This window comes from Tateyamaria pelophila (genome assembly GCF_019966495.1).
In the GTDB taxonomy this organism is placed as follows: Bacteria; Pseudomonadota; Alphaproteobacteria; order Rhodobacterales; family Rhodobacteraceae; genus Tateyamaria; species Tateyamaria pelophila.
In genome coordinates, this window is record NZ_JAIMIA010000043.1 from 1 (window position 1) to 26,837 (window position 26,837).

Genomic DNA, 26,837 nt, shown 5'->3' on the forward strand with positions numbered 1-26,837 from the left:
CTGACCAAGCATCGTTGGAAACCGAAGTCACTGCCTGGTTCCAAAACCGAAACAACGCACAGACAATAACCAAATGGCACTTCACTACTGAGGATGCCAGAACAAAGCTCATGCACCTATACCCGCAAATTGACTGAATCATGGGACTAGGCTGCCATCCAAAATCAATGACTCGGACAGAGCAGAAGTTGCCTAGCCCCCATGGCCCGAAAAGACAGCCGTCCACCGACAACAGATCAACTCGCACAACGCGCTCCAAGGATAATAACATGATATCAGAACCCTGCACCCTGCAGTGCAAGCGATATTACTCGATGTAACCACGCGCCCACAACTTAGGAAATCATGAGTAAGGCGGAGCCTTTCGGATCTCAACGACCCAGGGCGCAGACACCGCGATACACAGGGTGAACACGCTGGCATCGACGTACCATGCCAACCCCGGATCACGGGTGATGGCGAACCCGACTGAGACGCACGTGTGAATTCAATTCATGCCTTTCGCACTATTCCCGGTTTTCCCCTGAAAGGATTTGCCCATGTGCCATAAATCACCGCGTTCACCAAGTTGATCCGGATCGCACTTCAGTTAGCAATTCAGGACGATTTTTTCGATGTTCGGCAGCGGCGAAAGCTTGGTGTTGCGGTCGCCATCGTGACCAGCCCCGAATGAGGACCGCAGTCGAAATTGACTGCAGAAGGTGGCGGGCGATCAGGTGGCGGATTTCCGATGTGGTCAGCGTTTTTCGGTGTCGGGCGATCATGCTGCTGCTGGTTGATTCCGCAGACTTGTTTTCTTCGGTTTTCTGAAGGCCGTGCGGCACTCATCGGTGCTGAGCCGCGCAGGAAACATTCCTCGCTTTTGGGCAGCCCGGTGGCGGCGGCCAGTTCTGGCGGTGTTGCGTTTGTCCGGGCACAAGCGACGTGAGACGCGATGGCCTTTGGATCAGGCAGGCGTCGACATTTCAAGCAACGGAAAAACCCTTCCCCGGCCGTAGGGTTGACTGGGACCGCCCCGTCATGCAGGCCCGCGCCCTTCAGCGCCTTCGCATACCCACCGTTGCTCGCATGCGCCACCTCGCAACATTCTTCGGACAGATGCCCTACTCCTTGCTCAGTACCGAGAACGAAGCTTGCGATTTTCGGGAAACTGCTTGCACTGCCCTGCCCGCCAATGGATCACTGTATTGCCGCTCTGACGGCGTGCTCCCCCTCTCACACATGCTCGCATCTGTTGCCGGACAAAGCTACGTTGCGCCCCCCCGTGACGAACTTGTCCCTTTTCTGACATCCTTTGAATGTTCTACCGGGGAGTGTATACGTCTTCCTTCCATTCCCAAAAAAGATCGCACTATCAAACCGTAGGCTTAAACGCCCACAGCGCCCGCACTTCACCGGCTATCAACTTTGCGGCATCCAGGCGGCCTTGCGCTTTTCGAAAAAGGCCCCAATGCCCTCGGCAGCTTCATCTGTCTCCCAACGGGTCTTGAGGGCGTCAATCGTCATAGCAATGGTTTCGGCATCAATGCGTGGCCCCAGATTGCGCGTCAGGGCTTTGGCCGCGGCAACTGCCCCCGGTGCGCAAGTGAGATAAGGCACGACTTCGGCTTCCACGGCGGCTGCCAGGTCACCCACCGGGACAGCGCATGACAGCAATCCCAAGGCGACAGCTTCTTTCGCATCGAAAAGGCGGCCCGACATAAAGACACGCCGCGCCCGTCCCTCGCCCATACGTGCCAGAACATAGGGGCCGATTGTGGCCGGAATGATGCCAAGCCGCGTTTCGGTCAATCCCATCTTCAGTGTATCGACGCCGATGGCCACGTCACACACCGAGGCCATTCCGACACCACCCCCTAAGGCATTTCCCTGCAAAGCTCCGATCAGCGGCTTTGGCATCGTGTTCAGAGCCTGTAGCATATATGCCAACTTCGCCGCTTCGCGCGCGCGCGTGGCCGGATCAGCCTGCATCTGTTCACGCATCCATTCCAGGTCTCCACCGGCGCAAAAGCTCTTGCCCGCGCCAGTCAGGACCACGACCCGCACGGCGTCATCGGACCCAAGATCAGCGGCGGCTTGCGTCAGTTCTTCCAACATCTGTGCACTGAGGGCATTGTGTTTGTCCGCACGCTCCAGCGTCAGCGTAGCCACGCCACGCGCATCGACAAAGGTGGAAATCGTCTTGACCATCAGGTGCTCCCTTATCTGTGCCGCTGTGGCGATTTCCAGCACGGAAATCGGCCGGAAACCGTGTCGGTTTCCGTCACGCGCAAGAACGCATCGCGCGCGCCATCACCGCTGCTGCCTCAATCTTCTGCTGAGACAAGCCTGTTTCATAGCCCAGCCGCGTCAGATGTGTGACGACTGCTTCCGTCGCGACATTGCCGGCAGCACCCGGCGCGAACGGACACCCGCCCAAGCCACCCACAGCCGCATCGAACACCCGGACCCCCAAGCTTAACGATGCATCGATATTGTCCAATGCCCGGCCGGACGTGTCATGAAAATGACCCGCCAACCGCCCCACCGGCACCACATTGCGCACGGCAAGCAACATCCGGGCAACCGCATCCGGCGTGCCATGTCCAAGTGTTTCGCCCAGACTGATCTCGTAGCAGCCCATCGCAAACAGCCGATCTGCAACACGGGCCACCGCAGCAGGCTCAACCATACCGTCATAGGGACATTCGATAACGCAAGACACATAGCCCCGTACCGGCAAGTCGATTGCGCGCGCGGCCTCGATTACCGGTGCGAACCGCTCGAACGACTCTTCAATCGAGGCATTGATATTGGCTTTGGAAAACCCTTCGCTGGCCGAGCCGAAGACAGCGATCTCATCTGCACCCGCCGACTTTGCATCCTCAAATCCACGCATATTCGGCGTCAACGCTGCGTAACGCACGCCCTTGGCCCGTGTGATCCCCGCCAATACCTCGGCGCTGCCTGCCATTTGCGGCACCCGTTTGGGGCTGACAAAGCTCGCACATTCGATCCGGGAAAAGCCTGCGGCGCTCAGCGCATCCACCAGTGCGATCTTGTCGGCGACAGAAATCTCGCCCGCTTCGTTCTGAAGCCCGTCGCGCGGACCCACTTCAAAAATTTCGACCGCACCGACCATCTAGGCCTCCCACGCTGGATAGAAGTCCTGACCGTAAAGCCGTTCGCTGCTCCCTGGCAAACTTGCCTGAAATGCGGGGCGTTCCGTGATCCGCTCATACCATTTGGCGACCTCTGGATGCCCCTCAAGCGGGGTGAAGTGCCGCGCCATGTAAACCGCCTGCCCGACAGAAATATCCGCCGCGGAAAAGCCCGAAGTCAGAAGGTAGTCCCGGTTTTCCACCGGGGTCGACAGGCGCGCTTCCAAGGCGTCATAGCATTTTGCGATCCGCGCCGCTTCGAGTTTCATCACAACCGGACTGCGCATGTCGTCCTCGTACAAGATCACGTGTTGCTGCGTCAGTGCGGCCGCGTGCTGGCTGATGGTTTCGGCAAAATGCACCCAGACCAGCCAGGCCATGCGGTCCGGGCTGGAAACACTTCTGCCCAAACGGTCCGGGCTGAACCTTTCACAGAGATATTCGGTAATCGCACCGGTCTCGAACATCCGTTCGCCTTCGATCTCAATGGCCGGGACCCGACCAGCAGGGCTCAGGCTCAGATATTCCGGGCGCCTCAGCGACTTGTCGAACGGGTGCACGACGACGCGAAAATCAACGTCCAGTTCATGAAGCAGCCACAAGGTGCGCATCGAACGCGATTGCGGGCAGTGATGCAGTGTTATCAAGTTTCATCCTCCAATCGCACCAGGGCAGCACCGGCGGTCACCTGATCTCCCGCGGCCGCAAACACTTCGGCAACTGTGCCGTCGCGTGCCGCCAACAGTGCGTGTTCCATCTTCATGGCTTCCAATACGGCAAGGCGGTCCCCTTTGCCAACCTGTGCGCCCGGACGTGCCAACATTGCCTTGACCAAACCGGGCATGGGGGCTTCGATGATATTGCCATCTCCGACAGTGCCTGCCGCCACGTCGAGAACGTCAACAGCCTCGAATCGAATGCCATAACCGTCGAACACGGTTACCTCAGTACCAGAAACGGCTACATTGGGCGCCCACAGCCCGTCAATCCTCCAACGTCCCTGCATCCGCTCTGCATTCACTTTGACGCCATCCACCTGCCAGCGTTGTCGGTCCGCGGAAAGCACCTCGACCTGGACGTCCAGCAACGCGTCACCTTGCGAAAGCGGCACGGTTCGGCGCAGGGGTTGCCACATGTGAAATCCGGTCATCATAGTCGGCGCGTCCAGTCCGGACACGGCCATCGCGGCGGCGACTGCGTGACGTGCTGAGATGTCGACAGGAGCTGTCAGCGCGTCGATGTCGCGCGCGATCAGTCCGGTGTCGACCTCGCCCCGGCCAAATCCTTCATGCGTCGCCAGCGCACCGAGAAAGCCCAGATTTGTCACGGTTCCAGCCACCTCGGTTGCAGCCAAGGCTTGCGACAACCGCTTGAGCGCGACAGCGCGGGTGGGCCCATGTACGATAACCTTTGCGATCATCGGGTCATAGAACGGGCTGATCACATCCCCGGCCCGCACGCCGCTGTCAGCGCGTGCACCGTTCGGGAATGCCAGATGGGTCAGCGTGCCCGTCGACGGCAGGAATCCGGCAGGCACGTCCTCGGCATAAAGCCGTGCCTCAAAGGCATGGCCGCTGATCGTCAGATCATCCTGCTGTGCAGGCAATCCTTCGCCAGACGCCACGCGGAGTTGCCACGCGACAAGATCGACACCGGTAATGGCTTCAGTCACGGGGTGTTCGACCTGCAATCGCGTGTTCATCTCCATGAAATAGAACCCGTCGGTCCGCAACGCGCCCGAGCCATCGACGATGAATTCGACTGTCCCGGCACCGGCATAACCGATGGCCTCCGCCGCCATGACCGCTGCCTGCCCCATCGCCGCACGCATCTCGGGCGTCATGCCGGGGGCCGGCGCCTCTTCGATCACTTTCTGGTGTCGGCGCTGCAAAGAACAATCGCGTTCAAACAGATGTACGGCCCGTGTCCCGTCCCCGAACACCTGAACCTCAATGTGGCGCGGTTGGCTTACGAATTTCTCGACAAGAACGTCCGCATTGCCAAAAGCCGTGCGCGCCTCGCTGCGGGCACTTTCCAGTGCAGCGGCAAATTCCGCCGCGTCTTCAACCAGACGCATGCCTTTGCCCCCGCCCCCGGCCACAGCCTTGATGAGGACCGGATAGCCGATCTTGGCGGCCTCATCGGCCAGCAGATCGTCGGATTGATCCCGGCCATGATAGCCCGGCACCACCGGCACGCCCGCCTCGATCATCAGCGCCTTGGCCGCATCCTTGAGCCCCATGGCGCGGATGGCATCCGCAGACGGGCCGATAAATGTGAGGCCCGCCGCCGCGACCGCGTCCACGAAATCCGGGTTTTCTGACAAAAAGCCATAGCCGGGATGGATCGCCTGCGCGCCGGTATCAAGCGCCGCCTGAATAATCACGTCACTGCGCAAATAGCTGTCGGCCGGGGCCGAACCGCCGATATGCACTGCGACATCCGCCATCGCGACATGTTTGGCGCTCGCATCGGCATCAGAAAAAACCGCGACACAGGTGACACCCATGGCTTGGGCAGTTTCCATCACCCGGCAGGCAATCTCGCCCCGGTTGGCAATCAAGATCGTATCAAACATCAGCTTACCATCTCCTCGGCGACCCACATTTTTCTAAATTCCACCGGCTCGGGAAAATCATCGTTCCATTCAATGACAACGAAGCCATAGGCTGGTGTCGGCGCACCAGTCAGGCAAGATCGATAAGAAACCGGTTGCCCGTCAGTCGAATTGCGACCCAGTTCCAACACCTTGCAAAGGCGCTCCCCCACCCGCAGTGTCATGCCCACTCTTGGCATCCCTTCGATGTTGGTCAAAGACAAAGCCAGCCCACGGTCAGCGACCGCAAAAAAACTATCCACTTGTCCACGGAATCGTTCCATCACATCCGGAACACGCCAAAACGTGTCTCCTCTATGGGGGCATTCAAGGCTGCCGACAGGCTCAGGAACAACACATCGCGGGCATTACGCGGGTCAATCACGCCGTCATCCCACAGCCGCGCCGATGCATAAAGCGGGTGCGCCTGTTCCTCGAACATATCAATCGTGGGCTGTTTGAATGCTGCTTCCTCTTCCGCCGACCACATGCCTCCGCCGCGCTCGATCGCGTCGCGCTTGACCGTGGCCAACACACCCGCCGCCTGCGCGCCGCCCATAACGCTGATGCGCGCATTGGGCCAGGACCACAGGAACCGGGGCGAATAGGCGCGCCCTGCCATGCCGTAGTTGCCAGCGCCAAATGACCCGCCCACCAGCATTGTCACCTTGGGCACCGAGGTCGTCGCGACGGCGGTCACCATCTTGGCACCGTGCCGCGCAATTCCTTCGTTCTCATATTTGCGGCCCACCATGAAGCCAGTGATGTTTTGCAGGAAAATGAGCGGTATGCGCCGCTGACTGCACAGTTCGATGAAATGCGCACCCTTTTGAGCGGCTTCCGAGAAGAGCACCCCATTGTTGGCGATTATCCCGACCGGGCAGCCCTTGAGGTGCGCAAAGCCACAGACGAGCGTCTCGCCAAAACGGGCTTTGAACGGATCAAACCGCGAGCCGTCCACGATCCGCGCAATCACCTCGTGAATGTCATAGGGCGTGCGCAGATCGGCAGGCACAACACCCAAAATCTCTTCCGGATCATAAGCGGGCTCTTCGACGCTTTGCCACTGTACCGTTGCAGGCTTGGCCCGGTTCAAAGAGGCAACAGCCTGCCGCGCCAAAGCCAGCGCGTGTGCATCATCTTCGGCCAGATAGTCTGCCACACCCGACAGGCGCGTGTGCACGTCTCCGCCGCCCAAATCCTCGGCGCTGACCACTTCGCCCGTAGCGGCCTTGACCAAAGGTGGACCTGCCAGAAAGATCGTACCCTGTTCCTTCACGATAATCGTCACATCGGACATTGCCGGCACATAAGCCCCGCCCGCGGTGCACGACCCCATCACAACGGCAATCTGGGGGATCCCCTTGGCGCTCATTTGCGCCTGATTGAAAAAGATGCGACCGAAATGGTCACGATCCGGAAAGACCTCATCCTGATTGGGCAGGTTGGCGCCACCGCTGTCGACCAGATAGACGCACGGCAGATTGTTCTGCTCGGCAATCTCTTGGGCGCGCAGGTGTTTTTTGACAGTCATCGGATAATAGGTGCCGCCCTTTACGGTGGCGTCATTGCACACCACCATGACCTCCTGGCCCATCACTTGACCGATGCCCGCGATCACTCCCGCGCAGGGCGCCGCGCCGCCGTAAAGACCATGCGCCGCCGTGGCGCCCACTTCCAGAAACGGCGATCCGGGATCCAGCAGGTTGGCAACCCGGTCACGGGGCAACATTTTTCCACGGCCGGTATGACGCGTGCGGGACTTTTCGCCGCCACCCAAGGCTGCCGTTTCGGCTGCGGCCTGAATTTCAGCCAATGCATCCAAATGCGCCGCGCGATTTGCGCGGAACGTCTCTGATCCGGTCAACGCTTGCGATGTCAGTTTCATGCAATTCCTTTCCACAAGCAAACCGAGGTTTGCCCATCGACCCCTCGTTTTTCTGCGCCAATACAGGCGTTCAATTGATCCAAATCATAGCGGGCTTTCACCTGCCAACGCAGAATGCGCATGTTAATTCGCATGAGGACATCACCATGAAAAAATGTTGTGTGGCAGTACTTTTCGGTCTTCTTTCCACGACCAGCGCATTTGCCCAATCCCAAGGGGACTGGACCGTCGGTCTGGGTGTCGGAGCCGTCTTGCCCAAATCGGACAATGGGACACTTGCCGGGGGCGAAGCAGATGTCGGCAACAGTGTGCGCCCGACCCTTACCGCCGAGTATTTCGTGCGCGACAATATCGGCATCGAGCTTCTGGCCGCATGGCCCTTCAAGCATGACATCGATATTTCCGGGATCGGCGACGCAGGCGATGTCAAACACCTGCCGCCGACCTTGTCGCTCAACTATCACTTTCCAACGCAAAGTGCTTGGAAGCCCTATGTCGGCGCAGGCCTGAACTACACTTACTTCTTCGACGAAAGCTCGCCATTGGGTGATCTCGACATTGATAACAGCTGGGGCGTCGCGGTGCAGGTCGGTCTGGATTACGCCCTGTCGGACAATGCCGCCATCCGAGCCAACCTGCGCTGGATCGACATTGACAGCGATGTGAAGCTGAACGGCACCAAAATCGGCAAAGCGGAGATTGATCCCTTCGTGTTGAACTTCGCTTATGTCTGGCGGTTCTGAAACCGCGTTATCTCGATCAAGGACGGAGTAAAACTGCGCCGCAGGAGGCATCATCATGATGCTGCCTCCTGTTCCGCGCGCGCCTTCAACGCCTTGCGAATGACTTTGCCCGTGACGGTCATCGGCAATGCCTCGAGAAAAGTGATTTCTCTTGGATAAGAATAGGTTGCAAGCCGGTCCTTGACGTAGGCTTGCAACGCATCTTCTGTCACCGAAGCGCCCGGTTTGCGAACCACATAGGCCTTGACGATCTGCGTGCGCAGCGCATCGGGCTTGCCCACAACACCGACGGTCGCCACGTCCGGATGGGTCATCAGACAGTCTTCGATCTCCGCCGGTCCAATCCGGTATCCGGCAGAGGTAATCACATCATCATCGCGCCCGATAAAGCGGATGTCCGCCCCCTCCCGGACGCCCCGATCCCCCGTCAGCATCCAATCTCCGCGAAACTTGGCGGCTGTCTCGGCGGGCCTTTGCCAATATTCCAGCATCATGGACGGCGCACCGCGACGCACGGCAATGTCGCCTTCCTCCGGGGTCGGCCGACCCGCATCGTCAATCACCTGCACGTCAAAGCCCGGCACGGCCCGCCCCATATATCCGGGCGGCGTTGCAAAACGCGCCGCACAGCTTGAGACGACCATATTGCACTCGGTCTGACCGTAGAACTCGTTGACGGTCACACCAAGGGCTGTACGTCCCCAGTCCAGCATCTCGGCGCCCAGCGGCTCGCCACCGCTGGCAACCGACCGCAGCCCGGAGATCCGTGCATCCGTGGCCCGGAGCATCCGCAAGGCCGTTGGTGGAAAAAACACATTTTTCACAGCACCTTGCGAGATGATCTTTAAGCAGTCTTCGACGCTGAACTTCGGCATGCGCGCGGCCACCACAGGTACACCTATTGCCAGTCCCGGCATCAGCACATCAAAGAGTCCGCCGATCCATGCCCAATCCGCAGGGGTCCAAATACAATCGCCCTGTTGGCCCAGATCATCATGGCTGAGCGCGACGCCCGGCAGATGCCCAGCCAGTACGCCATGCCCGTGCAGCGCACCTTTGGGCGTTCCGGTTGTGCCCGAGGTGTAAATGAGAACAGCAGGTGTGTCTGCGGTCGCGTCCGCAAATGGAACAGGATCACCCGAAACTCCGATCTCCGAAGCAATTATCGGAATTGCCAGATCGCCCAGCAACGCGGCGCCCTCCGCATCGGTCAACACCAGATCGATGCCAGCATCCTTGATCCGCGATGCCAGCGCATCATGTTTGAAGAGCTTGAACAAAGGGACTGAAATTGCGCCGATTTTCCAGATCGCCAGATGGGACGCGGCGCACCATGGCGTTTGCCCCAACAGCACTCCCACCCGGTCGCCGGGACTAACAAGCGCCGCCAGAGTGCGGGCAATGCCGTCTGTCATCTCCTGCAAACGGTCAAAGGTCACATCCGCGCGTGCATCTCCAGAAAGATCAATGATGGCACATTTATCCCCGGGCTGTGCAAAACACTGGGCGGCCATGTTTGCGATAACGGCTCGGATCATCCCGGCACACCCCTGTTAGGGGTCGCCACATCGTCGCGCGCGTCGCGAATTCGGCCTTTGGCGCACGACGCGCAGCTCAAATTCCGTCCTCCAAGACAATCTCGACCCGTCCAAAGCGGTCGACGGCATAAAGCATACCGGCGCACCGCACATGAAACACCACGCGCCCTTTCCCCGGCCATCCGACACAGTCGCTTGCATTGCCACCATGGGTATCCTCATGGATGGCCGCCACGGCCTCGATCACGCCGGTGGCGTCCAGCGTCACCTGACGCTGCCCCAGCCAGAACCCGCCCAAAGCGGCAATGACTACCAGCGTCGCGGTTGTGATCAGGACAGAGCGTGGCATCAGCCCATCGCCGTGACCAGTTCGCGGCCCACCAGCATGCGCCGGATTTCAGACGTGCCGGCCCCGATTTCCATCAGCTTGGCGTCGCGGAACAATCGCGCCACGGGGGCATCGTTCAGGAACCCGGCACCGCCCATGGCCTGAACCGCCTGATGTGCCTGTTTCATCGCCTCTTCGGAAGCATAAAGACAGCAGGCCGCCGCATCCTGTCGGGTGACATCACCACGATCACAGGCTTTGGCGACCTCGTAGACATAGGCACGCGCGGAATTCATCGCCGTGTACATGTCGGCGATTTTGCCCTGCATAAGCTGGAAGGACCCGATGGGTTTGCCGAACTGTTTGCGCTCGGCCATGTAGGGCATGATCTCGTCCAGACAGGCGGCCATGATACCAAGGCCGATTCCAGCGAGGACGACCCGTTCATAATCCAGACCGGACATAAGCACGGCAACGCCGCGCCCTTCTTCGCCCAGCACATTGTCAAAAGGTACTTCGACATCGTCAAAGATCAGTTCGGCCGTGTTCGACCCACGCATACCCAGCTTGTCGAAATGCGGCGACGTGGAAAAACCCGTCATCGACTTTTCGATCAAGAAGGCCGTGATCCCGCGCGAGCCTGCGTCCTTGTCGGTCTTGGCGTAGACCACCAGCGTTTCGGCGTCAGGCCCGTTGGTGATCCAGTATTTGTTGCCGTTCAGAATATAACGGTCGTTGCGCTTTTCGGCCCCCAGCGTCATCGACACCACGTCAGACCCCGCGCCCGCTTCCGACATGGCAAGCGCGCCCACATGCGCGCCGCTCACAAGGCCAGGCAAATACTTTGCGCGCTGCTCGGGCGTGCCGTTGAGCTTGATCTGGTTGACGCACAGGTTCGAATGCGCCCCGTAGCTGAGCGAGACAGAGGCGCTGGCCCTTGCGACCTCTTCCACCGCGACCGTGTGTGCCAGATAGGACATGCCAGCCCCGCCATATTCCTCGGGCACGGTAATGCCCAACAGGCCCAACTCTCCCATCTCCGGCCACAATTCTGGCGGAAAAGTGTTGGAACGGTCAATATCCGCAGCCATCGGTTTCACCCGATCCTGCGCCCAGCGATGCACCATATCGCGCAGGGCATTTACATCCTCGCCGAGATCAAACTGCATGGATTGGGTGAACATCTCGCGCCCCTCCGCTTTAATGAACGTTTGTTCAATTATAGAAGAGGACGCGCCGCGTGTCGAGTGTCTTTGTCTTGCAACGGAACGTTTGGATTGCACGAGCGTTTGCTCTACGACGGCACTGCCCTCCAATAAAAGGATTTTACCCGTGTTGAAACGTGCATCCCTGATCGCCTTGATGACTTTGCCCCACGCAGCCTTGTCCGAGGAAGTCGGCGAGATTGGCGTGGACTGGTCCGGTAATGATATCGTGATCGAGGCGATATCGGACCCGGACGTGGCCGGTGTCACCTGCCATATCGCTTATTTTGATCGAGGCGTGATCGACCGCCTCGCCAATGGAAACTGGTTTGAAGATCCTTCCAACAGCTCAATCGCGTGTCGTCAGACAGGCCCGGTTACCGTGGGCGACATCGACCGCAGCAAAGATGGTGAGAATGTCTTTTCCGCGTCCCGCTCGATCATCTTCAAGAGCATTCGGGTCAAGCGTATATTCGACGAGAGCAACAATACACTGATCTATGTCGCACATGCCCGTGACATCGCGCGCGGCTCAGCCAAGGTTTCGATCTCGACCGTACCGCTTTACGATACCGACTCGGCGCTCAACTGATAGACGGCAGACACCTCACTCCGGATGATCCGCGCAATCAGTGCGCAGTCCTCAAGACTGAAGGTCAGGGGCACGCGCATATCGACGACGCCCGCCAATATGCGATCGCTTGCTTCCATCGGTGTCGACGGCGCATAGCGCCAACTGTCATAGCGGCTGGTAAAGGCGACAGGTTCGCGTGCGCCGAACCATTTCAATTCGACCCCACGCGCAGCGCAGCGCGAAATCACGTCTTGCACCGCCGCGCTTGCCCAGTCGAGCAAAAGGAACTGAATGGACGATCCGACAATGGTTTCCTTCGGGTGCCGTTCGACGATTGTCAGGCCCGGCGTGTCGCGCAATCCCTGTTCCAAAGCATAGTAGCGCTCGTTCCAGCGGGCGCATTGCTTGGCTAAGTCCTGCACCTGAGGGCGCAGAATGGCGGCGCGCAGGTTGTCCATCCGCCCCGATATGTTGGGCGTGGTGTATTTGAGATCGGCAAACGCTTCTTTGGGCGGCGCGGCAAGGTGGCGCTCGAACAGCATGTAACTGCCAGACAGCATCACTGCCGTTGCTGCCAGATGCGGATCGTCGGTCACCAGAAAACCGCCTTCCCCCGAATTCACGTGCTTGTAGGTCTGGCAGGAATAGCATCCGATCGTGCCCTGGCGGCCGGATGGCACCCCGTCCCACGCGGCCCCCATCGTGTGGGCGCAATCCTCGATGACGACCACGCCGGCGCCGTCGCACATTGCCATCAAACGATCCATATCGCAGATATGGCCCCGCATGTGGCTCAGCAGCAGAACGCGGGCCTGATCCAGTTTGGTTGCCAGATCATCCAGATCGATCGTCAGACTTTCGGTGACGCCAACAAAGACCGGCACAGCGCCCACGGACGCAATCGCACCGGGTACAGGGGCCAGCGTGAACGCATTGCTGAGCACCTTATCGCCCGGCTTGACGCCGACCGCCCGCAGGGCCGTGCCCATTGCATAACCGCCGGACGCCACAGCAAGACAGTATTTCGCGCCAACCGTGGCCGCGAATTCCTGCTCCAACAACGCCGTGTGCGAAATCTCGTTCGGGGCGGTGTTGTAGCGGTGCAAACGGCCATGGCGCAAAACGTCGATTGCGGCCTCGATCCCCGCTTCGGGAATCGGTTCTTGCTGGGTAAAACTTCCGGTGAATATCTCTGTCATGATGGCAAGCTTTGCGGCTGACCCGGCACCACGTCAAGACACGCCGTGCGCATTCCAAACTCTGAAAGCGCCGTTTGCAGAATCAGCGGGGTAAAAGCGCCGCTGCGACAGAGGGCAAGGCGGCAAAATCGTCGAGCAATGCCTCAGGCTCCAAGGCGGCCATATCACCCCCTGCCGGGCCAAAGGTCACCAGAACCGACGGCACCCCGGCCGCCTTGGCCGTGTTGCGGTCCGTATCGCTGTCGCCGATCAGGATGCAGGCCCTGGGATCGCGGCCCAGCCGCCGGGTGGCTTCGAACAAGGGCGCGGGATCCGGTTTGCGCACGGGCAGCGTGTCGGCCCCCACAAGACTGCCAAACGCATCACGCACCCCAAGATCGCGCAGCAACTGATCGGCCAGTCCTTCGGGTTTGTTGGTGCAAATCCCCACGCTGTAGCCTTGCGATTTCAGCACTTCGACCGCGTCCATCGCACCATCATACATCCGGGTGTGCACAGAAATGGCAGCGCCATACGCCGCAAGGAGCGTCGCGTAATACCGATCAATGATCGCCTCATCCAACTGATCGACACGCATCAGACCGGCCCGCAGCATCGCGCGCCCGCCGCGCAGGGCAACACCCGCATCCGCAGGACCCAGCACATCGCCCAAGCCCATATCCCGGAAACAGTGATTGGCTGCGGCCAGCAAATCACCGCTCGTGTCCGCCAAAGTCCCGTCCAGATCAAAAATCACTGCCGTCATGTGTGCCCCCATGCAGGGCCCGAAAGGCGACGAAACGCCGATCCTTGCGCGCACTGCGATCGTGTTTGATGTTGCACCCGCTTGCGCATGGCCCCCCAGCGGATAAACAGGGGATAACAAAAAAACAAAGAGAAACAGCATGAGCGTCGCACTAATCATCCTTGCAGCTGGCCAAGGCACACGGATGAACTCGGATCTGCCCAAGGTTCTGCATCCCATTGCAGGGGCGCCGATGCTGCACCATGCGATGGCGGCGGGCACCGCACTTGACCCGGACCATGTGGTAGTGGTCGCAGGCTTTGGTGCGGAACAAGTGACCGCCTCTGCCATGACCTTTGATCCGACGGCATGCGTTGTGCTTCAAAAAGAACAGTTGGGCACTGGTCATGCGACTGCCGCCGCGCGCGGTGCCCTGAAAGGGTTCGATGGGTTGGCCATCGTGGTGTTTGGCGATACGCCCTTCCTGAGCGCCGAAACGTTTGAGGCCCTCGCCGCAAGTACGGCAGACGTGACCGTTCTGGGCTTTGAACCCGCTGATCCCGCCCGCTATGGTCGGCTGGTCATGGACGGCGACCAGCTTGAGCGTATTGTCGAGTTCAAAGACGCAACCGAGGCGGAACGGGCCATCGGGCTGTGCAATTCGGGCGTATTGGCCGCACGGGCGCCGTTGCTGTTTGAATTGATCGATCTGCTGGACACAAACAATGCCCAAGGCGAATATTACCTGACGGACCTGCCCCATCTGGCCCGCGCCCGCGATCTGAATGTAGCGGTCGTGACATGCGACGAATCGGAAACGTTGGGCATCAATTCGCGCGCGGAACTGGCAGATGCCGATGCACGGTTTCAAATCGCTGCACGGAGATCTCTGATGGAGGATGGTGTCACGCTTGTGGCCCCTGAAACCGTCTATCTGTCGCTCGACACGATCGTCGGACGTGATGCGTTGATCGAACCCAACGTGGTTTTCGGCCCCGGCGTGACAGTGGAATCGGGTGCCACCATTCGCGCCTTTTCCCACCTTGAAGGCTGCCACGTCTCGCGCGGCGCCATTGTTGGCCCCTTTGCCCGCCTGCGCCCCGGCGCGGAGTTGGCCGAAGACGTCCGCATCGGTAACTTCGTCGAGGTCAAGAACGCAACCATCGCAACCGGAGCCAAGGTGAACCACCTCAGTTATATTGGCGACGCGTCGGTTGGTGAGAAATCCAATATCGGCGCAGGCACCGTCACCTGCAACTATGACGGGGTGATGAAACATCGCACGGAGATCGGCGCGCGGGCCTTTATCGGCTCCAACACGATGCTGGTCGCGCCAGTTTCAATCGGCGACGAGGCCATGACCGGCTCCGGCTCCGTCATCACCTCGGACGTGGAAGCAGGCGCGCTGGCGGTATCGCGCGCACCGCAGGTCGAAAAGCCCGGAATGGCGCGCAAGTTGTTCGAGATTTTGCGCGCGCGCAAAGCCAAGCAGAGCAGAGGCAGCTGATATGTGTGGGATTGTGGGAATTCTGGGCAATCACGAAGCTGCGCCCAATCTGGTCGCGGCTCTCAAACGTCTGGAATATCGCGGCTATGACAGCGCGGGCATTGCCACCGTCAACGCAGGCGTGCTTGACCGACGTCGTGCGGTCGGCAAACTGGCCAACCTCAATGACACGCTCGTGCACGATCCGCTGGCGGGCAAAACCGGCATCGGACACACACGCTGGGCCACCCATGGCGCACCGACCATCGCAAACGCCCACCCGCATCAGGCGCAGGATGTGGCCGTTGTGCACAATGGCATTATCGAGAATTTCCGCGAGTTGCGCGCCGAACTGGCCGCGGCCGGTATCGCCTGCCAGACCGAAACCGACACGGAAACCGTGGCCTTGTTTACCCAACTCCACATGGACAAGGGACTTTCTCCCGTCGAGGCCGCCTTTGCAACCATAACCAAATTACAGGGGGCCTTCGCTCTTGCGTTCCTGTTCCAGGGACAGGACGACCTGATTCTTGCCGCCCGCATGGGGCCACCACTCGCCATCGGACACGGCGACGGCGAGATGTTCATCGGGTCGGACGCGATTGCTCTGGCCAGCCTCACCGACCGGATCACCTATCTGGAAGACGGCGATCGCGCCGTCGTGACACGGGCGGGCGTCGAAATACGGGACGCGAAGGGTACACTGGTCAACCGCCCCATACGCCGGATCGAGATTGACGCCAGCCATGTGGACAAGGCCGGACACAAACACTTCATGGCCAAGGAAATTGCCGAGCAGCCCGCAGTTCTGGCCAATACGCTCAAGCATTATCTGACAGATGGCGGAGAAATTTTGCTGCCTGATCCCGGCATCGACTTTACCGCATTTGACCGCGTCACGATGGTGGCCTGCGGGACGGCATTTTACGCCTGTATGACGGCAAAATACTGGTTCGAACGCATCGCCCGTCTGCCCGTCGAGATCGACGTGGCCTCGGAGTACCGCTATCGCGAGCCGCCCATTCCGGGCCGCACCCTCGCCCTTTTTGTCAGCCAGTCGGGTGAGACGGCGGATACTCTGGCGGCCCTGCGCTATTGTGACGGCAAGGCGGAGCGGATCGTCTCTGTGGTAAACGTGCCCGAAAGCTCGATTGCGCGGGAAAGTGATCTGGTGTTGCCGATCCACGCAGGCGTCGAAGTCGGGGTCGCATCGACCAAGGCGTTCACCTGCCAATTGACCGTATTGCTGATGCTGGCCCTGAAAGCGGCACATGCGCGCGGCGAAATTGATGGAACGAGCTTGGCCAATCACGTCGATGCCCTGCGCGGATTGCCCGCGTTGATGCATCTCGGGATCGGGCAGAGCCCGCAGATCCAGGCCACCGCCCGCAAGCTGTCTGAGGCACGTGACATCCTGTTCCTGGGGCGCGGGATTATGTATCCGCTCGCACTGGAAGGTGCGTTAAAACTAAAAGAAATCAGCTATATACACGCCGAAGCTTACGCGTCTGGCGAACTCAAGCACGGCCCAATCGCCCTGATCGACAAACACGTACCCGTGGTTGTCATGGCGCCGAACGACGCCCTGTTCGACAAGACGGTATCGAATATGCAAGAGGTCATGGCGCGTAAAGGCAAGGTTGTCCTGATTTCTGACGCCAAAGGCTTGGACGATGCCGGTGACGGCGTCTGGGATCAGGTCGAAATGCCTGCATGCCCGGATGTCATCGCACCAATCCTCTATGCAGTGCCCGCGCAGCTTCTGGCCTATCATACGGCGGTTGCAAAAGGAACGGATGTCGATCAACCGCGCAATCTGGCCAAGTCGGTCACGGTGGAATGATGGATAACCGCCAGCACTGCACGGATCAAGCGACATGACACCCGAGCAAGCGCTGGATGCCATCCATGCACATGCCGATCCTGAACGCGCAAAGGGTGCCAAAGCCTATCACAAGGCGGATCGGCTTTATCTTGGCGTGGCGAATCCTGTGCTGAACGATCTGACGAAATCGTGGCGGCACTCACTGAATATCTCCCAGCGGGTCGCCCTCGCCGATGGATTATGGGCAACGGATATCTTTGAGGCGCGCCTTGCCGCTGCCAAGTTATTAACGCAAGCGCGGATCAAACCGGACGATGCCGCGTGGGAACTGATTGCCTCCTGGGTACCAGACTTTGACAGTTGGGCCATCGCGGATCACGCCTGCATGGCGGGACAAAAACGACTGGTTGCAGATCCCGCAAGGGTGAATGACGTCGGAGCATGGGTGAAATCGGACAAAATGTGGACCCGTCGTGCGGCCCTCGTCATCACCTTGCCATGGACCAAACCGAACTTTCCAAAACCTGAGGAAACAGCGGTTCGGGAACAGGTTCTGGACTGGGCTGCAAGCTATGTGGCGGACCGTCAGTGGTTCATACAAAAAGCCATCGCCTGGTGGATTCGGGACCTGAGCAAACATGATCCTTTGCGGGCACAGTCATTTCTGGACGCACATGGCCAAGACATGAAACCCTTTGCGGCCAAAGAAGCGGCAAGATTTCTCGGCGCGCGCTGAGCGAACGGATATCGGCGCGATATACGGCTGCTTTCCGACATGGAAAGCACATCACGAAAGGATGATCTCCGAGCGACACTCCCAAAGGAGAGAAATCGGAAACCGACACGGTTTCCGGCCCGTTTTCCGAGACGGAAAACGCCCCCTGCTCCTAAATGCCTGCGCTCACTTCGATTTCAGGCAGCCCAGTCAAAGAAGCACCCAAGGCCTGCATAGCCTGCAAGGACAACCGACTTCCCGCCGTGGCAGGCCCGTCGATCGGGATCAGAGTGACGGACGTATTGCGTCCGGTCGCGGGATACGTCACACGCCCCGGCCCTTCCACCGCAACCAAGGGCGTCTTGAGCCACAGACCGGGTTCCGCCGCATCTCCCAACGACGCAACCGTGCGTCCAAGCGGGCCGCGCACCGCACCGGTTGCGACCTGACCCTGATTGGCCGTAGCCGATACCGTTCCGTCCGCACCCGTTTCCGACGCAATCGTTTCACGCCCGTCCGCGCCCGGCTCCAACGCCGCCGGCGGCAGGCCGCAAGCGGTCAAACAGAATGGAAAGATCATCAGCCAACGCATGGCACCACCATACCCGGCTCAATTTGACGTGCAATGCCCCTTGCAGCCAAGGCCATGCATGCCTACCACTAATAGCATGAACAGCCCCTTGATCGATCCATTCCAACGCGCCATCAATTATCTGCGCGTCTCCGTAACAGACCGTTGCGATTTTCGCTGCGTCTATTGCATGTCCGAAAACATGACCTTTCTGCCCAAGAAGGAGCTGCTCACCCTCGAAGAACTGGACCGATTGTGTTCGACATTCGTCCGTCTGGGCGTGAAGAAATTGCGGATCACCGGCGGCGAACCCTTGGTGCGACGCGATATCATGAAATTTTTCCGATCCATGGGGCGCCATCTGGACACCGGTGCGCTCAAGGAATTGACCGTCACCACCAATGGCAGTCAGCTTGAACGGTTCGCGACAGATCTCTATGCGGCTGGCGTGCGGCGTATCAACGTCTCACTCGACACACTGGATGAACAAAAATTCGCTGATATCACGCGCTGGGGGCGGCTGCCGCAGGTTCTGCGCGGCGTCGACGCAGCGCTCGCAGCAGGGCTGAAGGTCAAGATCAACGCGGTTGCCCTGAAAGGCTTCAACGAAGACGAATTGCCCACGATCACAAAGTGGTGCGCGGAGCGCAGTATGGACCTGACCTGGATCGAGGTGATGCCGATGGGCGATCTGGGCAACGAAGACAGGCTTGGCCAATACTGGTCGCTCAAAGACGTGCAGGCCAGATATTCCGAACAGTTCACCGTCACCGAACTGGCAGAACGCACAGGCGGCCCCGCCCGCTATGTGCGTCTTGAGGAAACCGGACAAAAGATCGGGTTCATAACGCCCCTCAGCCATAATTTCTGCGAGAGCTGCAACCGGGTGCGCGTCACCTGCACTGGCGAAATCTATATGTGTCTCGGCCAGGAAGACATGGCCGATTTGCGCGCGCCTTTGCGCGCATCGGAATCCGACGCCCCTCTGGAAGACGCCATTCGCGCAGCCATCGCGCTCAAGCCCAAGGGCCACGACTTCGACTATTCCCGTCAACGCCTCGATGGGCAAATGCCGCGCCACATGAGCCACACAGGCGGCTGACCCCGTGCGGCCCACGGCCCTGTTTCGCACCTACCAGATCCTCTCGCCGTTTGCGCTGCCCTTTGTCGCGCGCAGCGCTGTAAACAAGCTGCGCAAAGCAGGCGTACCGGTGCATCGCGCGCACGAACGGCTGGGCCATGCAACACAAGCCCGACGCCTTGGTCCCCTGATCTGGTTTCACGCCGCCAGCGTGGGCGAGGCAAAGTCGGTACTGCCGCTCATGGCTCATCTGTTGGATAACCGTCCTGATCTTCTGCTTTTGCTGACCTCAGGAACGGCCACATCCGCCACGGCGGTCGCGCAGCACTTGCCACGCCGAACCGTGCACCAATTCGCCCCGCTTGATGGCGTTGGCCCGGTCACTCGCTTTCTGGACCACTGGCATCCTGATCTTTGCGTTTTGGTCGAGTCCGAGTTTTGGCCCAGCCTGTTGGATGGCTGCGCCCGCCGCGACATTCCCGTGGCTTTGGTAAACGCGCGCCTCTCTGACAACAGCGCACAGGGTTGGCTCCGCTTTCCGACAACGGCGCGATATGTTTTGCGCGGCATCAAGATGGCGCATTGTCAGGACAGGCGCAGCCGCGATCATTTGCGATCCATGGGATTGGAATTTGCCCAACAGGGGCAAAATCTCAAGGCAATGATCGAGCGTCCGGAACTTGACCACAAGATCCTCGCTGCTGAACGTTCCGACCTGGCGAACAGACCCGTTTGGGTCGCGGCATGCACCCATAGGGGCGAAGAACAAGGCGTGCTTGCCGCGCATAAACGTCTGCTGCAAACACATCCGCACCTGTGTCTGATCCTCGCTCCGCGCCATCCTGAGCGCGCAGGAGATGTCCTGCGCCTGATCCACGACTTGAACCTGACCGTCGCGCAGCGCAGCGCCGGTGGCACGCTCGCGGAGGACACACAGGTTTACCTGGCTGACACGATCGGCGAGATGACCCTTTGGTATACGCTCAGCCCCATTGTTTTCCTCGGCGGATCATGGACGGACGCAGGCGGACACAGCCCATTTGAACCTGCTGCCGCTCATGCAGCCATCGTTCATGGGCCTGAATACAAAAACTTTGCAGAGACTTACGCCGCGTTCCTGATGCAGGATGCGAGCATTGAGGTGCGGGACAGCACAGCCCTCGCTCAAACAATCGAACACCTGCTCACAGACCCAGGTCGCGCGGCACAACTGGCGGCGAACGCGCGCCCCCTTGCGCAGTCCGGCGATGCGGCACTCGGCATCCTCGCGAGACAGCTTTTGGATTTGGCGCAGATCACGATACAACCTGATCAAGATTGAATCGCGAAGCGCTGCCACTAGCAGGCCAACACCGCAGAGACGCCCCGGTGCGTAACACTGTTGCACATCCCGACCCATGGTGGCAGGCGGCCACGCAATCAGTCCAACTTCGGGCCAACTGCAAGCGACTCAAGGGACGGTGTGTGGGGCGATCTGCCCCAAAGGGCAGGAGCGTCAGCCAGCGTCAGTTTCCAACCGGCATCCTTTGCTCTACGATTTCCGCCCACCACGAACAGCCTGCAGGAATGGCTTCGTCATTGAAGTTGTATTCCGGGTGGTGGACCATTGCCGTATCACCATTGCCAACCAGAATATACGCGCCCGGTCGTTCCTCGAGCATGAAGGCAAAGTCTTCCCCGCCCATAACCAAGGGCGCTTCAGCACATTGCCCCGAAATCGAACGGGCGACATCGGCCGCAAAAGCAGTCTGCTCAGGACTGTTCACCATGGCAGGATAATTGCGATTGTAGTCCACCCGCGCGACGCCTCCAAATGTGCGTGCGATGCCTTCACAAATCTCAACCACGCGCTTTTCGGTCAAATCGCGCATCTGCGGTGACATGGTGCGGACCGTCCCCATGATCTCGACTTTCTGCGGGATCACGTTGAACGCATGGGACGATGTTTCGAAGGACGTGATCGATACGACGGCACGGTCAATCGGATCCGCATTTCGACTCACGATGCTCTGCAAAGCGGTCACCGCATGTGCAGCCATCAGCGTCGTATCGACGGTTTCATGTGGCTTCGCCGCGTGCCCCCCCCAACCCTTCGAACTCAATGGTCAGCAAGTCCGTCGCCGCAAAGAATGTTCCGGCCCGAATGGAGAACTCCCCCGTCGGTATGCCCGGCCAATTGTGCATGCCATAGACCTCATCGATCCCCCAACGCTCCATCAACCCGTCATTGCACATCTCGCGTCCACCGCCACCGCCTTCTTCGGCAGGTTGAAAGATCACGATCGTGGTGCCATCGAAATTGCGCGTTTCGGCAAGGTAGCGGGCTGCACCCAGCAACATCGCGGTATGACCGTCATGTCCGCAGGCGTGCATGGCGCCGTCGATCTTTGACGCGTACTCAAGACCCGTTTGCTCATGAATGGGCAACGCGTCCATGTCAGCGCGCAACCCGATCACTTTACCGGACTCGGCCTTGCGCCCCTTGATCACGCCAACAACGCCCGTACGCCCGATCCCTTCGATCACGTCGTCACAGCCGAATTCACGGAGCTTTTCGGCCACCAGCGCGCTTGTACGGTGCGTTTCAAACTGGATTTCAGGGTGTTCGTGAATATCGCGGCGCCACGCGGTGATGTCGGCCTGCATTTCAGCAAATCGGTTCTTGATCGGCATGTCGTGTTCCTTGTTCCCGGCGTTTTCGCCTTATTGCGCAGGCATACGTTGTTCCGCAATCTCTACGAACCAACTGCATCCGGCGGGGATTGCATCATCATCGAATTGGTATTCCGGGTGATGCAGCATTGCACCGTCGCCATTGCCCAACAGGATATATGCTCCGGGCCGTTCGTTGAGCATGAATGAAAAGTCTTCCGCCGCCATGGACGGCGGCACGTCCATTATGACGTCCCCTGTCACCGAGCGCGCAGCTGCGGCAGCATATTCCGTATGCGCGTCGTGATTTACCGTGACGGGATATCCTGGGCGGTAGTCGACGTCAGCCACGCAATCGTAAGCTTCCGCAGTCATGGTCGCAATCTTTTTGACACGCGCCTCAACCTGATCGCGCACCGACGATTTCAGGGCCCGCACCGTCCCCGTCATCCGCGTCACCTGTGGAATGATATTGTGCGTGTCGACGTCCGAATGCAGCGCACAGACAGAGACGACAGCCGCTTCCAACGGGTCGACATTGCGGCTCGCGATGCTTTGCAAGGCCAGGATGATATGTGCCGCCGTAATGTTTGGATCGACGGATGTGTGCGGTGCGGCGGCGTGGCCGCCCTTGCCCGTCACCGTGATTTCGAACTCGTCCGCTGCGGCCATGATGGGCCCGGGCCGTATGGCAAATTGCCCTGTGGGCAGGCCGGGCATGTTATGCAGGCCGTAAACTTCCTGCACGTTCCAGCGTTCCAGCATACCGTCTTGCACCATTTCACGACCACCGCCGCCGCCTTCTTCTGCAGGCTGAAATATCAGGACCACGGTGCCGTCGAAGTTTCGCGTTTCCGACAGGTACTGCGCCGCACCCAGCAGCATCGAGGTATGCCCATCATGGCCGCAGGCATGCATTTTGCCCGGCACGGTCGACGCATAATCAAGCCCCGTCGCCTCCTTGATGGGCAAGGCATCCATATCGGCGCGCAAACCGATCACATGCCCCTTGGTGTCCGTGCGTCCCTTGATCACCGCAACCACGCCGGTTTTGCCAATTCCACTGGTGATATCGGTCAACCCCATGTCGCGCAGACGGTCGGTGACGAAGGTGGCGGTTTCGTGGACGTCGAAACCCAACTCAGGATGCGCATGAAGATGGTGCCGCCACGCGGTTATTTCTGCGTGGGTTTCGGCCAAACGGTTCTTGATCGGCATAGCACAATCCTTTCAGCAAGTCAGAGGGACGGCCCGATGCGAATGGGTGTCCCATCGGAAAAACGGCTCAAACGGAACCTGCGCAGATCATGACCCACATCGTCGCCAGTGACCAGTGCCGCCAGCACACGGCCCATACCCGGCCCGATCCCAAATCCATGACCACTCATGCCCGTGCCAATGGTCAGCCCCGGAATGGCCGCGACGCGGTCGACCACCGGGACCACGTCAGGCATCACATCGATCATACCCGCCCAGGCCGTTGCGATCTTGATCTCGCCCATTTCAGGGAACAACGCCGAAAACGCTTGCGTCATTTTGGCGATTTTGCGGCGATTGGGCGCCGGGTCGAGGACACGCATCCGCTCAAACGGGCTTTGCGTGTCAGCGGACCATCTGCGCGCCGTCCCCCAGCCATCGGGAAAGCCCCGCGGCGCGGCAGGTGTCAGACGCACGCCCAACGGATCGTCCATCAGTTGCGGCAGATATTTCGGCAAGGCCCGGAACGCGTCCGGCCCGACAAACAGGTCCACAGCCCCGCCTGCCGCCAGCGTATAGCCCCCATCCGCACGGGCCCGGAATGCAACGCGATCATCCGCGGCCCCACCAAGGTAGTCCTGCGGTAACGGCGCCGTCGCAGCCACCGTCGCGCGCACCGACAATTGCGGCAAGTCGAGTCCGTGTTGACGCAAAAAGAGCGAAGACCATGCGCCGGCGGCCAACACAACCTCTGATGCCACGATTGGACCTGCTTCGGTCATGACCCCCGTAAGACGGCCCGCAGCGATATCGAGCGTGCGCACCGCGCAGTTTTCGACGATAGTGACCCCCGCACGGGCCGCAATGCCTGCAAGGGCGGGCACAGCCACCCAGGGCTCGGCGCGCAAATCACTTGGCGTATGAAGCGCACCGGCATAACTGCGCGACATGGACGGGATCAGTGCCGCCGTTTCCGAAGATGTGAGAATGCGGCTTTCGAGCCCCACAGCCTGTGCCAGACTCAACCACCGGGCATATCCGGTCAATTCCTTTCGGCTGCGCGCCAGATACGTCACGCCAACTTGTCTGAGGCCGATATCGATGTTGGTCTCTTTGGCAAGGTCACGCCACAACCGATTGGCTTCGATCATGATCGGTAATTCGTCGAGATCCCTGCCCGTCTGGCGAATCCAGCCCCAATTCCGGCTTGATTGCTCACCAGCGATCCGACCCTTTTCCACAAGCGTGACCCGCAATCCGGTCTGCGCCAGATAGAGCGCGGTGCATACACCGATGACGCCGCCACCAATGACGACGACATCCGCCCGGGCAGGCGGTGGTCCGGGATATGTCACCGGCGCAGCGTCCGAGATGGGAAACATCAACCTTGATCGTCCTTGTCTCAAGCCCGGTTTCCTACGCCAAGATGGGCGGAAACCGTGTCACGTACCGGCTAGCCGCCATGGGCTTTCAAAACATCAACCACCATGTTCGGCGCAACCTCGTCTGTGACAAAGGCTTTACCGATACCGCGCGCGAGCACGAAATTGAGTTTGCCCGCGACGACCTTCTTGTCCTGCCCCATCAGAACCAGCAACTGGTCGGCCGACGGCAGATCACCCGGGATGTCCGACAGATCCGTCTTCATGCCCATCTCCTGCAAATGGGCGCGGACGCGGCTCGGGTCTTCCTGGCTGACCAGTCCCATGCGTGCCGATAATGCAAAGGCCAGACTGCACCCGATTGCCACCCCCTCGCCGTGCAGCAACCGGTCTGAATAGCCCGTTGCCGCCTCGAGGGCATGACAAAATGTGTGGCCGAGGTTCAACAGCGCACGATCTCCCTGCTCGGTTTCATCGCGCGTCACGATCTCGGCCTTCATCTCGACCGACCGTTTGACGGCCGCCATCCGCAGAGCCATGTCGCCCGCTGCCATCGCGGCCGCGTTCTGTTCGAGCCACGCCCAGAACGTCGCATCCCCCAACAGCCCGTATTTCATGACTTCGCCGTAACCGGCGAGAAAGTCTCGCCTGGAAAGCGTGCTCAACACCTCCGTATCGGCCAGCACCAGCGAGGGTTGGTGAAAGGCCCCTGCCAGATTCTTGCCCTGCGCCGTATTGATACCGGTCTTGCCGCCGACCGAGCTGTCGACTTGCGCCAACAGCGATGTCGGCACCTGAACAAACCGAACCCCGCGCCGCAGGATCGCCGCGGCAAAGCCCACCAGATCCCCGATCACGCCGCCGCCCAAAGCGACCACCACATCGCGGCGCTCAACCTTTTGATCCAGAAGCCATTCCGTCACCTGCGCCAGATGGGTCCAGCTCTTGGTCGCTTCTCCGGGCGGAAGTTCCAGCACGGTGCATTCGATTCCAGCGGCTGCCAAACCGGTCCGCAGGGCGTCAAGATGAGTCGCCGCGACACGCGTTTCCGTGACCACAGCCACACGTGGGCGCGGCAACAAGGGGGCGATCAGTGCGCCCGCCTCTGCCAATAGCCCGGGACCGATAACCACGTCATAGGCCCTGTCGCCCAAGGGTACATGTACGACGTCACGCATCGCGCACCTCCAACACATCTTTTCTGTCCGCCAACAACTTGGCAATGACCCGCTCCACCATCTGGTCGATGGTCAGACCCGGCACGGATTTCACCACAACATCGGCCTTGGCATAGAGCGGAACGCGGGCCCCGTAAATTTCGGCCAACGTGGCACGCGGATCAACGGTGCGCAGCAGAGGCCGGGTATCCTTGTGCCGCACGCGCTGCCACAACAGATCAAGATCGGCATCCAGCCAGACCGATACGCCACGCGCGGTAATGATATTGCGATTCTCTTCGGCCAGGAACGCACCGCCTCCGGTCGACAGCACTCCGCGCGCGTCTTCGAGCAAACGCGCGATCACCTGTGATTCCCGGGCCCGAAAAAAGGCTTCTCCATCACGCTCGAATATCTCGGGGACCGTTCGATTGGCGGCGGCTTCGATCTCTGCATCGCTGTCCAAAAACGGCACGCCAAGCCGCCCGGCCACGCCGCGGCCCACTGCCGTCTTGCCCGCACCCATCATTCCAACCATCACGATGGTTTTTTTGAGTGTATATCTGGATTTTGAGTGCTGTTTTTCGCTCATTGCGTTGTCAATGACGTGATTTTGATAAAAAGGCCATATATGCTTTGAGCAAAACACGCAAAAGCGCGCGCAAATTTTGAGGCACGAAATAACATGGGCAGAATTTTTAAGTTGTTGATCTTTCTGATGATCGTCGGATTTATCGGGCTCGTAGGCTATGCTTATGTCGGCGAGTATTTCGGGGCCAACTTTTCGCCCCCCCAAGCCGAAACACGCGTGCCCGTGATCCTGGATACCGAATAGG

24 protein-coding genes and 1 pseudogene are annotated in these 26,837 nt (G+C 59.7%); 8 read left to right on the forward strand and 17 right to left on the reverse strand.

The window, feature by feature from the left end; genetic code table 11:
* Positions 1–1,401: 1,401 nt before the first annotated feature.
* From LC354_RS14170 to LC354_RS14195, 6 genes are all read right to left on the reverse strand, one after another.
* Positions 1,402–2,190: a crotonase/enoyl-CoA hydratase family protein gene (locus LC354_RS14170; protein WP_223424874.1), complete on the reverse strand. Its 789-nt coding sequence runs from the start codon at positions 2,188–2,190 to the stop codon at positions 1,402–1,404.
* Positions 2,191–2,263: 73 nt separating this feature from the next.
* Positions 2,264–3,121 carry a hydroxymethylglutaryl-CoA lyase gene (locus tag LC354_RS14175; protein WP_223424876.1) on the reverse strand — a complete coding sequence of 286 codons (858 nt, stop codon included), beginning with the start codon at positions 3,119–3,121 and terminating at the stop codon, positions 2,264–2,266.
* On the reverse strand, positions 3,122–3,787 hold the full coding sequence (locus tag LC354_RS14180) for a glutathione S-transferase family protein (protein WP_223424878.1): 666 nt from the start codon (positions 3,785–3,787) through the stop codon (positions 3,122–3,124).
* Positions 3,784–5,718, reverse strand: a complete 1,935-nt coding sequence (locus tag LC354_RS14185) for an acetyl/propionyl/methylcrotonyl-CoA carboxylase subunit alpha (RefSeq protein WP_223424879.1) — start codon at positions 5,716–5,718, stop codon at positions 3,784–3,786. The genes LC354_RS14180 and LC354_RS14185 overlap by 4 nt, the downstream gene beginning before the upstream one ends.
* Positions 5,718–6,020, reverse strand: a complete 303-nt coding sequence (locus tag LC354_RS14190) for a hypothetical protein (RefSeq protein WP_223424881.1) — start codon at positions 6,018–6,020, stop codon at positions 5,718–5,720. Before LC354_RS14190 ends, LC354_RS14185 begins: the two co-directional genes overlap by 1 nt.
* Entirely contained in the window at positions 6,020–7,624 is a 1,605-nt protein-coding gene (locus LC354_RS14195) for a carboxyl transferase domain-containing protein (protein ID WP_223424883.1), read from the reverse strand. The genes LC354_RS14190 and LC354_RS14195 overlap by 1 nt, the downstream gene beginning before the upstream one ends.
* 146 nt (positions 7,625–7,770) lie before the next feature.
* Between LC354_RS14195 and LC354_RS14200 the strand changes: the two genes are divergently transcribed.
* Positions 7,771–8,367 (forward strand): OmpW/AlkL family protein, encoded by a 597-nt coding sequence (locus tag LC354_RS14200; RefSeq protein ID WP_223424885.1) that lies wholly within the window; start codon positions 7,771–7,773, stop codon positions 8,365–8,367.
* Positions 8,368–8,420: 53 nt separating this feature from the next.
* On the opposite strand, the gene LC354_RS14205 is transcribed toward LC354_RS14200, so the two are convergent.
* The 3 genes from LC354_RS14205 to LC354_RS14215 form a co-directional block, all read right to left on the reverse strand.
* Entirely contained in the window at positions 8,421–9,905 is a 1,485-nt protein-coding gene (locus LC354_RS14205) for an AMP-binding protein (RefSeq protein ID WP_223424886.1), read from the reverse strand.
* Between the two features lie 76 nt (positions 9,906–9,981).
* Positions 9,982–10,254 (reverse strand): hypothetical protein, encoded by a 273-nt coding sequence (locus LC354_RS14210; protein WP_223424888.1) that lies wholly within the window; start codon positions 10,252–10,254, stop codon positions 9,982–9,984.
* A complete protein-coding gene (locus tag LC354_RS14215) occupies positions 10,254–11,417 on the reverse strand; it encodes an isovaleryl-CoA dehydrogenase (RefSeq protein ID WP_223424889.1) in 1,164 nt (387 codons plus the stop codon). Before LC354_RS14215 ends, LC354_RS14210 begins: the two co-directional genes overlap by 1 nt.
* A 178-nt stretch (positions 11,418–11,595) precedes the next feature.
* On the opposite strand from LC354_RS14215, the gene LC354_RS14220 reads away from it, so the two are divergent.
* Positions 11,596–12,030 carry a CreA family protein gene (locus LC354_RS14220; protein ID WP_223424922.1) on the forward strand — a complete coding sequence of 145 codons (435 nt, stop codon included), beginning with the start codon at positions 11,596–11,598 and terminating at the stop codon, positions 12,028–12,030.
* Here the strand turns inward: LC354_RS14220 and LC354_RS14225 are convergent.
* Together LC354_RS14225 and LC354_RS14230 are read right to left on the reverse strand one after the other, a co-directional pair.
* A complete protein-coding gene (locus LC354_RS14225) occupies positions 12,003–13,211 on the reverse strand; it encodes a DegT/DnrJ/EryC1/StrS family aminotransferase (protein WP_223424891.1) in 1,209 nt (402 codons plus the stop codon). The genes LC354_RS14220 and LC354_RS14225 overlap by 28 nt on opposite strands.
* A gap of 82 nt (positions 13,212–13,293) precedes the next feature.
* Entirely contained in the window at positions 13,294–13,956 is a 663-nt protein-coding gene (locus tag LC354_RS14230; RefSeq protein ID WP_223424893.1) for an HAD-IA family hydrolase, read from the reverse strand.
* A gap of 139 nt (positions 13,957–14,095) precedes the next feature.
* On the opposite strand from LC354_RS14230, the gene glmU reads away from it, so the two are divergent.
* The 3 genes from glmU to LC354_RS14245 are packed head-to-tail and all read left to right on the forward strand — an operon-like array spanning position 14,096 to position 17,982.
* The gene (gene glmU, locus LC354_RS14235; protein ID WP_223424895.1) at positions 14,096–15,442 is read left to right on the forward strand and encodes a bifunctional UDP-N-acetylglucosamine diphosphorylase/glucosamine-1-phosphate N-acetyltransferase GlmU; all 1,347 of its coding nucleotides are present in this window, start codon (positions 14,096–14,098) and stop codon (positions 15,440–15,442) included.
* A 1-nt stretch (position 15,443) separates the two neighbouring features.
* A complete protein-coding gene (gene glmS / locus LC354_RS14240; protein WP_223424897.1) occupies positions 15,444–17,264 on the forward strand; it encodes a glutamine--fructose-6-phosphate transaminase (isomerizing) in 1,821 nt (606 codons plus the stop codon).
* A 34-nt stretch (positions 17,265–17,298) separates the two neighbouring features.
* A complete protein-coding gene (locus tag LC354_RS14245; RefSeq protein ID WP_223424898.1) occupies positions 17,299–17,982 on the forward strand; it encodes a DNA alkylation repair protein in 684 nt (227 codons plus the stop codon).
* Between the two features lie 151 nt (positions 17,983–18,133).
* Here the strand turns inward: LC354_RS14245 and LC354_RS14250 are convergent, their stop codons facing one another.
* Positions 18,134–18,553, reverse strand: coding sequence for a hypothetical protein (locus tag LC354_RS14250; protein WP_223424900.1), 420 nt, complete (start codon positions 18,551–18,553; stop codon positions 18,134–18,136).
* A 76-nt stretch (positions 18,554–18,629) separates the two neighbouring features.
* Between LC354_RS14250 and moaA the strand changes: the two genes are divergently transcribed.
* Both moaA and LC354_RS14260 read left to right on the forward strand, forming a co-directional pair.
* Positions 18,630–19,634 (forward strand): GTP 3',8-cyclase MoaA, encoded by a 1,005-nt coding sequence (gene moaA, locus LC354_RS14255; protein WP_223424924.1) that lies wholly within the window; start codon positions 18,630–18,632, stop codon positions 19,632–19,634.
* A 4-nt stretch (positions 19,635–19,638) separates the two neighbouring features.
* The gene (locus LC354_RS14260; protein WP_223424901.1) at positions 19,639–20,934 is read left to right on the forward strand and encodes a 3-deoxy-D-manno-octulosonic acid transferase; all 1,296 of its coding nucleotides are present in this window, start codon (positions 19,639–19,641) and stop codon (positions 20,932–20,934) included.
* A 184-nt stretch (positions 20,935–21,118) separates the two neighbouring features.
* Here the strand turns inward: LC354_RS14260 and LC354_RS14265 are convergent.
* The 5 genes and pseudogenes from LC354_RS14265 to LC354_RS14285 form a co-directional block, all read right to left on the reverse strand.
* Positions 21,119–22,286 (reverse strand): annotated as a pseudogene (locus tag LC354_RS14265) (M20 aminoacylase family protein).
* A gap of 30 nt (positions 22,287–22,316) precedes the next feature.
* Positions 22,317–23,483, reverse strand: a complete 1,167-nt coding sequence (locus LC354_RS14270; RefSeq protein ID WP_223424903.1) for a M20 aminoacylase family protein — start codon at positions 23,481–23,483, stop codon at positions 22,317–22,319.
* 20 nt (positions 23,484–23,503) lie between these two features.
* Positions 23,504–24,844 carry an NAD(P)/FAD-dependent oxidoreductase gene (locus LC354_RS14275; RefSeq protein WP_223424925.1) on the reverse strand — a complete coding sequence of 447 codons (1,341 nt, stop codon included), beginning with the start codon at positions 24,842–24,844 and terminating at the stop codon, positions 23,504–23,506.
* 71 nt (positions 24,845–24,915) lie between these two features.
* Positions 24,916–26,022: a 3-dehydroquinate synthase gene (gene aroB / locus LC354_RS14280; protein WP_223424904.1), complete on the reverse strand. Its 1,107-nt coding sequence runs from the start codon at positions 26,020–26,022 to the stop codon at positions 24,916–24,918.
* Complete coding sequence (locus LC354_RS14285) at positions 26,015–26,593, reverse strand: shikimate kinase (RefSeq protein WP_223424906.1); 579 nt, start codon at positions 26,591–26,593, stop codon at positions 26,015–26,017. Before LC354_RS14285 ends, aroB begins: the two co-directional genes overlap by 8 nt.
* A 93-nt stretch (positions 26,594–26,686) precedes the next feature.
* Here LC354_RS14285 and LC354_RS14290 point away from each other — a divergent pair, with 93 nt between their 5' ends.
* Positions 26,687–26,836 (forward strand): hypothetical protein, encoded by a 150-nt coding sequence (locus tag LC354_RS14290; protein ID WP_223424907.1) that lies wholly within the window; start codon positions 26,687–26,689, stop codon positions 26,834–26,836.
* The last annotated feature ends 1 nt before the right edge of the window (position 26,837 follow it).

Coding starts and splice junctions, on each gene's coding strand:
- LC354_RS14170 (WP_223424874.1), bottom strand. CDS start 2,190: ATGGTCAAGACGATTTCCACCTTTGTCGATGCGCGTGGCGTGGCTACG.
- LC354_RS14175 (WP_223424876.1), bottom strand. CDS start 3,121: ATGGTCGGTGCGGTCGAAATTTTTGAAGTGGGTCCGCGCGACGGGCTT.
- LC354_RS14185 (WP_223424879.1), bottom strand. CDS start 5,718: ATGTTTGATACGATCTTGATTGCCAACCGGGGCGAGATTGCCTGCCGG.
- LC354_RS14190 (WP_223424881.1), bottom strand. CDS start 6,020: ATGGAACGATTCCGTGGACAAGTGGATAGTTTTTTTGCGGTCGCTGAC.
- LC354_RS14195 (WP_223424883.1), bottom strand. CDS start 7,624: ATGAAACTGACATCGCAAGCGTTGACCGGATCAGAGACGTTCCGCGCA.
- LC354_RS14200 (WP_223424885.1), top strand. CDS start 7,771: ATGAAAAAATGTTGTGTGGCAGTACTTTTCGGTCTTCTTTCCACGACC.
- LC354_RS14205 (WP_223424886.1), bottom strand. CDS start 9,905: ATGATCCGAGCCGTTATCGCAAACATGGCCGCCCAGTGTTTTGCACAG.
- LC354_RS14210 (WP_223424888.1), bottom strand. CDS start 10,254: ATGCCACGCTCTGTCCTGATCACAACCGCGACGCTGGTAGTCATTGCC.
- LC354_RS14215 (WP_223424889.1), bottom strand. CDS start 11,417: ATGTTCACCCAATCCATGCAGTTTGATCTCGGCGAGGATGTAAATGCC.
- LC354_RS14220 (WP_223424922.1), top strand. CDS start 11,596: ATGACTTTGCCCCACGCAGCCTTGTCCGAGGAAGTCGGCGAGATTGGC.
- LC354_RS14225 (WP_223424891.1), bottom strand. CDS start 13,211: ATGACAGAGATATTCACCGGAAGTTTTACCCAGCAAGAACCGATTCCC.
- LC354_RS14230 (WP_223424893.1), bottom strand. CDS start 13,956: ATGACGGCAGTGATTTTTGATCTGGACGGGACTTTGGCGGACACGAGC.
- glmU (WP_223424895.1), top strand. CDS start 14,096: ATGAGCGTCGCACTAATCATCCTTGCAGCTGGCCAAGGCACACGGATG.
- glmS (WP_223424897.1), top strand. CDS start 15,444: ATGTGTGGGATTGTGGGAATTCTGGGCAATCACGAAGCTGCGCCCAAT.
- LC354_RS14245 (WP_223424898.1), top strand. CDS start 17,299: ATGACACCCGAGCAAGCGCTGGATGCCATCCATGCACATGCCGATCCT.
- LC354_RS14250 (WP_223424900.1), bottom strand. CDS start 18,553: ATGCGTTGGCTGATGATCTTTCCATTCTGTTTGACCGCTTGCGGCCTG.
- moaA (WP_223424924.1), top strand. CDS start 18,630: ATGAACAGCCCCTTGATCGATCCATTCCAACGCGCCATCAATTATCTG.
- LC354_RS14270 (WP_223424903.1), bottom strand. CDS start 23,483: ATGCCGATCAAGAACCGTTTGGCCGAAACCCACGCAGAAATAACCGCG.
- LC354_RS14275 (WP_223424925.1), bottom strand. CDS start 24,844: ATGTTTCCCATCTCGGACGCTGCGCCGGTGACATATCCCGGACCACCG.
- aroB (WP_223424904.1), bottom strand. CDS start 26,022: ATGCGTGACGTCGTACATGTACCCTTGGGCGACAGGGCCTATGACGTG.
- LC354_RS14285 (WP_223424906.1), bottom strand. CDS start 26,593: ATGAGCGAAAAACAGCACTCAAAATCCAGATATACACTCAAAAAAACC.
- LC354_RS14290 (WP_223424907.1), top strand. CDS start 26,687: ATGGGCAGAATTTTTAAGTTGTTGATCTTTCTGATGATCGTCGGATTT.